Source organism: Fischerella sp., from assembly GCF_013388695.1.
GTDB lineage: Bacteria > Cyanobacteriota > Cyanobacteriia > Cyanobacteriales > Nostocaceae > PCC9605.
On record NZ_JACAEU010000010.1, the window covers coordinates 17,219 to 29,015 of the forward strand.

Below are 11,797 nucleotides of genomic sequence, written 5' to 3' on the forward strand. Positions count from 1 at the left end.
ATTTATAACTTTAATTTACGTATTTTCAACAGAGTAACTATGAAGTATCGCGAAAACAGTAATGAGGCTAAGCCTCACTACTGTGTTTACCCACAGAAGTGGATTGAGAAACTACCTGGGAATTAGTAATGATTAAGGTTAATTCCTGCTTCTTTTGCCATCGCTTCTAACCCTTTCTTTTCTAGAGTTTTGATCGCTTTGGTGGACAGCTTGAGTCTCACCCAGCGGTTTCCTTGGGGCCACCAAACACGCTTAGTTTGGAGGTTGACCTGCTGAAGGCGCTTAGTACGACGGTGAGAGTGCGAAATAGCAAAGGCATTATTTGCCTTTTTACCAGTTAATTGACAGCGACGAGACATGATGACTAAATTCTCCAATTTATTTTGAACACGATCTTCTATTGTATAGAATCGTTTGGCTAGCAAAAAGCTATTACCCCACCCCTAGGACGTGTTTTCAAACTCTTAGATCCCCCCTAACCCTCCTTACAAAGGGGGAAAATTACTTTTAAGTCTCCCTTTACAAGAGGGATAATGGGGGATCTGAAAATTTGGGATAGTGTCAGGAGTAGTTTGAAAACAGATCCTAGTTCCTCTCACAAGTAAAGAGGGGAAAATATTTCCCCTCTCCGCAGGTAGAGAGGATGTTAGGGGGTGAGGTTACTTAGCAGCCTGTTCTGTCAACTTAGTTAAGACTTCGTTGGAACGCTCAACAAAGGCTTTCATCCCTTCAGCGTCAAACCCTTTTTGAGTCATTAGTGCCAAGTCATAGATATGTTGACAAATCATATTGACTAGCTGACCGGTTGGTGATTCGCCTTCACCCTGAATGATGCTGCTTTGACTGAGAGTTGTCAAATTCTGAATTAGGGGATGAGTAGTATTTACGAGTAAAATATGGTCTTCGGGAAACTCTGCTGCTTGCTGCTGCATTAAGGCGTTCATCTCCCGCAGGCGACGCAGAATCTCTGGTAACAACACCATTGCGGGTGGTGTACCTTGTGGATCGTCTGATTTTAAGGCTTCAGTGCGGATGTTTAACCTAGGTTTGTTGAGAGCTTTCTCAAATAGCTCTTTGATCGTCTCGCTTCGAGTTTTGTTGGTCTTCGGGTCAACAATTTCTCCAGCTTGATCTTTATCTAGCAGGGTTTGATCCAAGTCGGAGTCTACCCGCGTAAATTTGACATCTTGATATTCGCGTTCAAGGAAGTTGATGAAGTGGGTATCGATGAAGGAGTCCATGAATAGGACTTCTAACCCTTGTTTTTTGTGCAGTTCTACGTAGGTGGCTTGCGCTGCTTCGTCTGTGCAGTAAAAGACGCGGTTTTGGTGGCGTTCCTTGTTGCGTTCTAAATACTCTTTCAGGGTTGTGTATGATCCCCCCTCAGTCCCCCCCGCAAGCGAGGGGGAAGCAGGAGAGGTTGTTGAAGTGACATCTTGCCAAGCATCCCCTTCTTCGGACTGTACCTGTACTGCTGGGGTTTCAGAAGTTGCTTGTTCTGCTAATTTAGCAGTACTACGGAAAATGAGGATGTCCTCGACTTGTTTTTTGAATTTCTCATCATTCATAACCCCGAATTTCACGAATGTACCGAGGTCTTTCCAAGCGCTAATGTATTGTTCGCGATTTTCGCGGTACAGTTCTTTAAGGCGATCGCCAACTTTTTTAGCTATGTAGTCGCCAATTTTCCGGACAGTGCGATCGGTTTGCAAAGCACTACGCGATACGTTGAGAGGAATATCGGTACTATCAATCACACCCCGCATCGGTAAGAGAAATTGCGGAATAATCTCTTCTACATTTTCGCTGACAAAAACTTGATTGCAGAATAGCTTAATATGCCCCTTAGTGACATCTACATCCGGCTTTAGTTTGGGAAAATACAGAATCCCGTTGATGATAAAGGGATAATCTGTATTTAGATGCACCCACAATAGAGGTTCTTCCTGAAAAGGATATAGATAGCGGTAAAACTCTAAATAATCTTCCTTACTTAAGCTACTGGGAGACTCGCGCCACGGTGCTTTTTGTCTATTTAATACCTCGCCATCCAGTTTGATTGGCACTGGCATGAAGTCGCAGTAAGTCTTGACAAGATTCTTGATTCGTGCAGATTCTAAATAGTCTAGCTCCTCCTCCATCAAATGAAGAGTAATTGTTGTACCGCGAGTGGTGCGGGGTGAATCTTCCAAAGTAAACTCTGGCGAACCATCACAAGTCCAGTGAACTGCCTGCGCTCCTTCTTTGTAAGATAAGGTATCGATTTCGACTTGTTGCGCCACCATGAAGGAGGAGTAAAAGCCTAGACCAAAGTGACCAATTATTGGTTGTTCGGATGTGCTTTTATACTTGTGAATAAATTCTTCAGCACTAGAAAATGCAACCTGGTTGATATATTTTTTCACCTCATCTGCTGTCATCCCGATACCGTTATCAGTGACAGAAAGAGTTTTGTTGTTTTTGTCTATTGCAATTTGAATTTCTGGTTCGCCAATATCGCCAGAGTATTCCCCAGCACGTGATACCATTTTCAATTTTTGGATGGCATCGACGGCATTGGATATAAGTTCCCGCAAGAATATCTGGTGATCTGAGTAAAGGGATTTCTTGATGATCGGGAAAATATTCTCAGTATGAATACTGATGGTTCCTTGTTCTAGCATGATTGGTAATCTTCGATGCAAGTATTTGAATATCAAATGTGGCAAATATACCCTAAACCTCTGCTTTCAAGGAAAAGCCTAAATAAAGCAAGAGGGCATAATAACAATTTAGGATTTTAAAGGTTGAACTCAGGCTTTTGTTCCTTTTTTTAGCATTGTTTGCCCCCTAGTCGTGATTCGGATTTCCCTACTCCCTGCTGATTTAAGTTGTTATCTAAGTAATTTTAGTTTTTTCTAATACCAAAAAATAGTGGTATGGGTTGGTGGGGTCAAGGAATTCTTGCTTGACGGTTAACCCAACTTTGGCAATGGAGTTTAAAATTCGCTGTTTGGAGTATCCTTTTAATCCCATTTCCCAGTAGTGCTGGTTACACACAGGTTTTGTACTCCAGAATTTAGGAATCTTTATGAATAAATGTCTTGGTCTAGGCAAGAAAGAAAATCTCAGTTGGAGTGCCAAATATTGGGTGTTGTAGGGAATAGAAATCACCAAAAACCTCTTTGTTGCATCTGCAAGTTTCTGCAAGGCTTTTTCTGACTCAGGATAAGGCAAGTGTTCCAGCACTTGAAAAAGTACTATTACATCAAACTGATCTTTTGGCAATGAAAAGTCTGTTGTCAGATCCAAAATTATATCTGGCTTTAAATTGGGGTCAATATCGGCTGTGGTTACGTTGTAGCCATTCAGTTTGAGGAGGTCTTTTAAAATCGAATTAAAAATTCCAATTTCTAAGATGTTCTTTACCTTACTACCAAGCGAAGAGATAAGGCGCATTTGGTGGTGATAGCTGATAAACCTGTCTTTAGCAAAATATTCCGAATTCCTAATATCTAACGAAGTGATAAGTTGCATGAAATACACCTATTTAGCTTGACGTATTGTCAAAATGAATTGGGTCTACAATCACAGGTTGCCCGGAAAATCAGCTAAAGTAACAGTTTCAGAACTTATATGATATGCAAACTTACTGCTGAAACGATATTGAGTATATAGTAAAGACGCACCTTAGTGCGTCTTGCTGGTTTCAAACTTCGCTAGAGGCCTCCAGTATGTAGGTTTTACTTTGTGGTGCTGGTACTGTTACTACCTTTTTTTTAGTAAAGGTTAGCCCGTTATCTCCCTTGTTGATCGCAACCGTGTCACCAGCAATAAAGGTATTCTCCAGGATTTTAGTAGCGATCGCATTTTCCACTTCTCTTTGAATTGCCCGTTTGATGGGGCGTGCGCCGTAAACTGGGTCATAACCCACTTCTGTGAGGTAATCGCAAGCAGCAGAAGATATCTCCAAAGAGATTTTTTGGTCTGCAAGTAGATTTTCAACCCGCTTGAGTTGAATGCGAACAATTTGCCGCATTTCGCTGCGACTGAGGGGATGGAAAATAATCAAGTCGTCAACGCGGTTGAGAAATTCGGGGCGGAAGTGCGATCGCAAAGCATCCATGACGCGGTTCCGCATTTTCTCATACTGGGAGTCATCCCCAGATATATCCAAGATGTGTTCGCTACCTATGTTACTGGTCATGACAATGACAGTATTGCGGAAATCAACGGTTCGCCCCTGACTATCCGTAATTCTACCGTCATCTAGCACCTGCAACAAAATATTAAACACATCTGGGTGAGCTTTTTCAACTTCATCCAACAGCACCACTGAGTAAGGGCGGCGGCGAATTGCTTCGGAAAGTTGACCGCCTTCTTCGTAGCCAACGTATCCTGGTGGCGCTCCCACTAAGCGTGAGACCGAGTGTTTTTCCATATACTCGGACATATCCAAACGTACGAGGGCGTCATCCGAATCAAAGAGAAACTGCGCTAATGCACGAGCGAGTTCTGTTTTACCGACACCTGTCGGCCCCATGAACAGAAATGAGCCGATCGGACGGCCAGGATCTTTCATACCAGCACGGGCGCGACGAATTGCCGCTGCAACTGCTGATACAGCTTCTTGTTGCCCAATGACTCGTTCGTGCAAGTGATTTTCGAGTTGCAACAATTTCTGCCGTTCCGACTCTAACAGGCGATTTACAGGAATTCCCGTCCATTTGGCGACGATTTCAGCAATATCGGCTTCAGTGACTTGTTCCCGCAACAAGGTTGTGCCTTCAGCCTGAATTTTCAGTAACTCAGCTTCTTTTACTTCGCGATCGCGCTGCACTCCCTCTAATTTGCCATACTTCAACTGGGCAGCTTTATTTAAGTCGTAAGCACGTTCTGCCTGTTCAATCTGCACCCGCAGCTTTTCTTCTTCTTGCTTCAAGGCGCTAATTGCCTCTAATAACTGCTTTTCACCTTGCCACTGCCCATTCAATTCTTGTTGTTTCTCTGTTAAATTGGCTATTTCTCGCTCAATTCGCTCTAAACGCTCTTTTGTTTGGACTGTGGCTTTTTCTTCTCCAGCCAAAGACAGCTTTTCCATTTCTAGCTGCATTAAACGGCGGTCAATTGTTTCCAATTCTGTTGGTTTAGAGGTAATCTCCATTTTCAACTGGGCTGCTGCTTCATCCACTAAGTCAATGGCTTTGTCTGGCAAGAAGCGGTCATTAATGTATCTTGCCGACAAAGTAGCAGCTGCTACTAACGCCGAATCCGATATTTTGACGTTGTGATGCACTTCATAACGTTCTTTCAGCCCCCGCAGAATAGAAATCGTATTTTCTATGCTGGGTTGATCTACATATACCTGCTGAAAACGCCGTTCTAATGCCGCGTCTTTTTCGATGTATTTGCGGTACTCATCTAAGGTACTGGCACCAATACAGCGCAGTTCTCCCCGCGCCAGCATGGGTTTGAGCAAATTCCCGGCATCCATTGAGCCTTGTTGACCGGAACCAGCACCAACGACTGTGTGCAGTTCGTCAATAAACAGGACTATTTGACCGTTGGATTCCGTAACTTCCTTTAAAACTGATTTAAGGCGGTCTTCAAATTCACCTCGGTATTTTGCTCCAGCAATCAAACTGCCCATATCAAGGGCGATGAGTTGGCGATTTTTCAAAGATTCGGGTACGTCGCCATTAACGATCCGCTGTGCCAAAGCTTCAGCGATCGCTGTTTTACCTACCCCCGGTTCACCAATCAAAACTGGGTTGTTCTTGCTACGACGAGATAATACCTGAATTACCCGACGGATTTCGTCATCCCGGCCAATGACGGGGTCAAGCTTTCCAGCTTTTGCCTGTTCTGTCAAGTCTCTACCAAATTTTTGCAAAGCTTCATAGCGAGACTCTGGATTTTGGTCGGTGACTTTTTGACTACCGCGAATTGCTTTAATAGTAGCCTCCAACTTGGCAGTGTCTAGGTTAAAGCTTTTGAGCATCCGCCGTCCGATGCGTTCATCCTCTACAAAGGCGAGAAGTATATGTTCCACAGAAACATATGAGTCTTTCATCCTGACTCTCGCTTCATCAGCTAAGTCTAGCAGCGCATCTAAATAGCGACCTAAGTAAAGTTGATCGGCTCTCCCAACTTTAGGCTGACGACGGGTAAAATCTTCTAGCTGTTGTTGCAGACGGTTAGCATCTACACCAGCACGGTTGAGGATACGTGCTGCTAAGCCGTTTTCTTGTTGTAATAGAGCTAGTATTAAATGTTCAACTTCTAATTGTTGTTGTTGATAGGCACGCACTATATCCTGAGATTTGACAATCCCTTCCCAGGCTTTATCTGTAAATTTATCCGGATCTGTAGGCTGCATCTTTAACGATTTTAGATTTTAGATTTTGGATCTTAAAGTATGGACATGCTTGCTCCAAATTACTATCCAAGCATCATTTTGCTGCATCTGCTTGTATCTACGGTTGCAATTTGAGATGGATAGTGGTTAGTGGATAGTAGTTAGTAGTTAATTGTTGACCACTAACCACTAACTACTAACAATAGACAATCCCCATCCCCAATTTAAAACGAAAATACTGTTCTGAGGGTGGTTTGCCAAAGAGTGCCATTGGAACTATCGTTATCCGCGTTTGTTACTAGTGAGAATGTGGGGGTAACACTAAGGTTGTCGCTGATTTGTAAATTGTAGAATGCTTCAAAATTAGTCTGGGTGGCATTACCTAAATCTTCGCTGACAAAAGGCTGACCAATGGCAACACCCGCAACAGTACCGGGAAGCAGAAGATTACGAAAACCTACACCCACCGCCCAAGTAACCGGATGTAAATCTAAATCTTCATTAATAGCTGTATTGTTTCCATTGTAATTACCAAATCCGACACGCCCAAAAATCCCTGTATTGCGATTGAAGGTATACTCAGCATTAAAACCAAAGGCGTTAATGTCAGTATTATTAATGAGAGCATTTGTATATTGCAGTCTTAATGCTAGCTTGTCGCTAGGCGAGTATTCAGCTTCCACACTTGCTTGATAGCGATCGCCAAAGAAACCGCCTTCGGTGCTGCTAGAATTTGGTTGATTGGCATCGGCGGCGATATAGAGCGATCGCACGGTGAATTGACCGTCACCTGGGTTCCACTGAACAGCAGCACCTGCACCTCCATTGCGGTCAATTTGGTTTTGGACAATCAGGGGATTATTCAAGAAAAAGCTAGAACTAAAATCAACTGCCTCGTTATTGGCATACTTGTTACGGTCAATAAAATCTCGCGGTGACATTTTCGCACCAACCGTGACTGCCAAATCTTGGGAAGGACGAAAGGTGTAGTGTAAGCGTCTCAGCTTGACATCAGATTCTACTTCCGCGTAATCAAGCCCACCGCCATTGGCAATGATACCACTAGTTCCCAGCAGGTTGTCCTCTTCTTTTTGCGCCAAACCAATCGCATCACCACCATTGTTACCAGCTTCTAGCTGAGTTACTAGTAAATCTTTTTGACTGAAGCTAGTAGAAAAAGTTAATCGCGAACGGGAAACAACAGTCTTATTTGCATCAGTACCATCGGTGAGGGCAATAATTGCTTCGCCATGCAGTTTCGTAGTAGTAGAAAATTGATGTGCCTGTAGTTCGCTGCTGCGTGCTTCTAAGCCATCAACACGCTGCTGCAAGTCATCCAAAGCCGAACGAAATTCTTTTTGCAACCGCCGTAAGACAATCATGTCTTCTTGGATATAGCGATCGCCCAAAGTATCACCAATCAAACTCTCTACTTTATCTAGGGTAGCAGCAAGAGCTGCGGCAAACTCGTAACGGCTGATGGGACGATTACCACGAAAGGTGCCATCTGCATAGCCAGAGATGACACCATATTTTTCCATGAGCGATCGCAATGCCTGATAAGCCCAGTCTGTGGGCATGACATCAGACAACTGCGAAACCGAAGTTTGCTGTGTTAATAAATCAGAATCGATGTCAAGATTACCCAACTCATTTTTTGCTAATGACTCAGAGTTTGCAGTCGGTGAGAACTCAGTTTGCGAAAAAGTAGTATCGGTTTCTGGAGGCGATACTTCTATCTGGGTGGCTGCATCAACCACTGGGATAACTGCTTGTACGCTTGAGTCAGAACTGTTAGTTTCTGGCAACTGTTGAGGTAGCAAAGAATCTGCTCTTGAAGGTAAGCACGTTTGGCTGAAAACGCCCCAACCGACTAAACTCCCCGCTAGGAATTTTGGCGAACAAATCCTTTGCTGTCGGCATTGCTTGACGCTCAATTGTATCTCCCGCGATTCTGCCTCAGAATTACTGAGCCACAAGTTTTTGTTCTTCCTGTTTCACAGCAGAACCTTGAGTACCCAGCCCAATAAGTTCTACTTTATACCCATCTGGGTCTTCTACAAAAGCAATTACTGTAGAACCATGTTTCATTGGTCCTGGTTCCCGCACCACCTGACCACCACGTTTTTTGATTTCATCACAGGTAGCATAAATATCATCGACTCCAATGGCGATATGGCCGTAAGCGTTGCCTAAATCATATTTTTCCACACCCCAGTTATAAGTGAGTTCAATGACGGTATTGTCGCTTTCGTCACCATAACCAATAAAAGCAAGAGTAAATTCTCCCCCTGGATAATCTTTTCGCCGTAGTAGCTTCATCCCCAAAACATTACAGTAGAACCTCAGCGATTCTTCCAAATTGCCAACACGCAGCATTGTGTGTAGGAGTCGCATAACTATCTCCGGTTGCAGTAATTTTTTGTGATGATTCAGTTGATATTTTAATCTGCAAGTGGTTAGTGGTTAGTAGTTAGTAGTTAGTGGTTAGTGGTTAGTAGTTAGTAGTTAGTGGGCAAGGGGCAAGGGGCATGGGGCAAAGATAACGTTAAATCCCAATTCACTTCGGCCCAATTCACTTCGGCCCAATTCCCAATTCCCCATCTCCCCATCTCCCCCTCCTCATTCTCCCAGTTCAAGCCTTCCTCGATAGCCAGTGATCAGTCGGCTACCATCTTTAAAAATATGAATCTCTATCTGGTCGCTTGCCCAGGAAATTTGGTCTTTTAAGGCTGGATTAAAGACGTGAACTCGTTGATTGCTGGACGAGACAGGAGAGTCGGGAGAGTTAATCGCTAGCGATTGGATGTAGGGACCATCAATCAGGATATCTAACTGCTCTAATAAATCTTTAGAACCAGCTGGAGCATACTCAGATTGCAATTGCTCTAAAGTAAAACCACTAAATGACATCACATTTAGTCCAGCTGCTTTGACTTTGCGGGCCAGGCTTGCCAGTGCAGGTGCTTGCCAAAAGGGTTCGCCACCAGAAAAAGTCACCCCTTGATTGCGAGGATTGCTGAGAATTTTTTCGGCAAGACTATCAACAGATACTAGTTGATTAATCTCAAATGACCAAGATTCTGTATTAAAGCAGCCTGGACATTCCCGCAAGCATCCCTGTACCCAGACTACAGCACGACATCCAGGGCCATTCACCTCAGATTCATCCACATAGCCCATAATGTTGAGATAACCGGCGGGAATCTGCATCAGTTTCATGTATGAGTCGGTTTTATTTTGGGTCATGTTTTTCTCTCTGTAATGGATAAAATAACTAGTCTGTGTGGGGAAAATACTCAAAGTGATTGCTTTAAATATTTGCAAACTTTCAATTGCGGTTGACAGAGTACTATTTGCAGGTTAGAGGTAAAAGATGAGGAACTCGTGAAGGACTGGGTGTAACTGTTGTTAGTTGTTAAGTACCAACCAATCCTTCGGGTACTCTACGAGAAGCCCTTCGGGTTCGCCAGTCCCCCCTAAAGGCAGAAGCCTTCTGGGGGGCTGGTCTCACCGCGCTGCGCGCGTATACGCCAGTCGTACCCTGCACCGAAGCCCTCCGGGTACTCTCCGAGAAGCCGCCCACAAGGGGCGTCTACATGGGGGGCTGCGGGGTGGGGGAGACCCCCTATAAGTGCGCGCTGGCTCACTACCAACAAAAAACAAATAACTCATCCCTAATTTATCGGTGTGCGTCTGTGTTTATCTGTGGTTTGATAGACAGAAACTGAGAGGTTAGGGGCTAGTTAGTGGTTAGTAGTTAGTGGTTGTACCCTTTATCTATCGAATATGTTCTGAATATAGCCCGCGCAGGCGGGCTTAGTTCTTATAGCCCAACCCTTCTAGGGCTTGGGCTATATAAATAGTGCATTGTTACAGATAATTGGTATTAGTAGTTAGCGATCAAAAACCAATAACTCCCTAGCGCCTAGAGTAAAAATCTTCCTTAATCTCTGCCTCAACCATCCCCTCTACAGCCTATGCTAGATCGTCGGGTCAACCACTGAATTGTTTGTGTTTAGCGGTAAGAACGCACTCAAAAAAAGGACAAAAACATAGATGATTGATACTGTCATTGAAGCAATTGTTGCCCGTGAAATTCTTGACTCACGGGGCAGACCAACAGTAGAAGCAGAAGTGCATTTGGTCAACGGTGTAACAGGACTGGCACAGGTTCCTAGTGGTGCGTCTACTGGTACTTTTGAAGCCCACGAACTCCGGGATAAGGACAAAAGCCGTTACGGGGGTAAAGGTGTACTTAAGGCAGTGCAAAATGTCAAGGAGATAATTACTCCAAAATTATTACAAATGGACGCCCTGAATCAGGAACTCCTAGATCGCACGATGATTACCCTAGATGGTTCTCAGAACAAATCCCATCTGGGTGCTAATGCGATTTTGGCAGTTTCCCTAGCAGCAGCTAAAGCTGGTGCTGAGTCTTTAGATATTCCCTTGTATCGCTATTTGGGTGGGCCTTTAGCGAATTTATTGCCTGTACCGTTGATGAATGTGATTAACGGCGGTGCCCATGCAGCAAACAATGTCGATTTTCAAGAGTTTATGATTGTCCCCATCGGGGCTTTTTCTTTTCGGGAAGCTTTGCGATGGGGTGCGGAGGTATTTGCCACTCTCAGCCAGGTTTTGGATGAAAAGGGTTTACTGACTGGTGTGGGGGATGAGGGTGGTTTTGCACCTAATCTGGAGTCAAATCAAGTGGCTTTAGAATTGCTAGTTGCTGCTATTGAAAAAGCTGGGTACAAACCAGGAGAACAAGTGGCTTTGGCGTTGGATGTTGCCGCCAGTGAGTTTTACAAAGATGGGCAGTATGTCTACGATGGTAAGCCTCACTCTCCCGCTGAGTTTGTTGACTATCTCGCCCAATTAGTTAACCAATACCCCATTGTCTCGATTGAAGACGGCTTGCACGAAGAAGACTGGCAGAATTGGCAGTTACTCACTCAAAAATTGGGCGATCGCGTACAGTTGGTAGGCGATGATTTGTTTGTCACCAACGCCACCCGCTTGCAAAAGGGCATTGACCTCAAAGCTGGTAACGCAATTTTGATTAAACTCAATCAAATTGGTTCGCTAACCGAAACCTTGGAAACGATTGATTTAGCGACTCGCAACTGTTTCCGGTCGGTGATCAGTCATCGTTCTGGCGAAACAGAAGACACGACGATCGCCGATCTCGCCGTCGCCACCCGTGCAGGTCAAATCAAAACTGGCTCTCTCTGCCGCAGCGAACGGGTGGCAAAATACAACCGCTTGCTGCGAATTGAAGATGAACTGGGCGATCGCGCCGTTTATGCTGGTGCTGTGGGAATGGGGCCAAAGTAGTTAAGTAGAACGAGGTGAAAAAACCAAACTATGTAAAGATAAGTAAATACATAGAATGCGTCTACAAAGGTAACAGCGATATGGGTAGCCGTTTAAGGGTATTTCTGACTAAAGAGCAAG

General features: G+C 44.3%; 8 protein-coding genes. 1 reads left to right on the forward strand and 7 read right to left on the reverse strand.

Going from position 1 to position 11,797, the window contains the following annotated elements; translation table 11 throughout:
• Nucleotides 1-122 precede the first annotated feature (122 nt).
• From rpmB to HXY43_RS01535, 7 genes are all read right to left on the reverse strand, one after another.
• The gene (gene rpmB / locus HXY43_RS01505) at nucleotides 123-359 is read right to left on the reverse strand and encodes a 50S ribosomal protein L28 (protein ID WP_290879062.1); all 237 of its coding nucleotides are present in this window, start codon (nucleotides 357-359) and stop codon (nucleotides 123-125) included.
• A 300-nt stretch (nucleotides 360-659) separates the two neighbouring features.
• Nucleotides 660-2,663, reverse strand: a complete 2,004-nt coding sequence (gene htpG, locus HXY43_RS01510; RefSeq protein WP_290879063.1) for a molecular chaperone HtpG — start codon at nucleotides 2,661-2,663, stop codon at nucleotides 660-662.
• 214 nt (nucleotides 2,664-2,877) lie between these two features.
• On the reverse strand, nucleotides 2,878-3,516 hold the full coding sequence (locus HXY43_RS01515) for a methyltransferase domain-containing protein (protein ID WP_290879065.1): 639 nt from the start codon (nucleotides 3,514-3,516) through the stop codon (nucleotides 2,878-2,880).
• Between the two features lie 172 nt (nucleotides 3,517-3,688).
• Nucleotides 3,689-6,358: an ATP-dependent chaperone ClpB gene (gene clpB / locus HXY43_RS01520; protein ID WP_290879067.1), complete on the reverse strand. Its 2,670-nt coding sequence runs from the start codon at nucleotides 6,356-6,358 to the stop codon at nucleotides 3,689-3,691.
• A 203-nt stretch (nucleotides 6,359-6,561) separates the two neighbouring features.
• Nucleotides 6,562-8,274, reverse strand: coding sequence for an iron uptake porin (locus HXY43_RS01525; RefSeq protein ID WP_290879077.1), 1,713 nt, complete (start codon nucleotides 8,272-8,274; stop codon nucleotides 6,562-6,564).
• A gap of 28 nt (nucleotides 8,275-8,302) precedes the next feature.
• Nucleotides 8,303-8,734, reverse strand: coding sequence for a lactoylglutathione lyase (gene gloA, locus HXY43_RS01530; RefSeq protein ID WP_290879069.1), 432 nt, complete (start codon nucleotides 8,732-8,734; stop codon nucleotides 8,303-8,305).
• Nucleotides 8,735-8,959: 225 nt separating this feature from the next.
• Entirely contained in the window at nucleotides 8,960-9,586 is a 627-nt protein-coding gene (locus tag HXY43_RS01535; RefSeq protein ID WP_290879072.1) for a 4Fe-4S single cluster domain-containing protein, read from the reverse strand.
• A gap of 810 nt (nucleotides 9,587-10,396) precedes the next feature.
• Between HXY43_RS01535 and eno the strand changes: the two genes are divergently transcribed.
• Nucleotides 10,397-11,677, forward strand: coding sequence for a phosphopyruvate hydratase (eno, locus tag HXY43_RS01540; RefSeq protein ID WP_290879075.1), 1,281 nt, complete (start codon nucleotides 10,397-10,399; stop codon nucleotides 11,675-11,677).
• The last annotated feature ends 120 nt before the right edge of the window (nucleotides 11,678-11,797 follow it).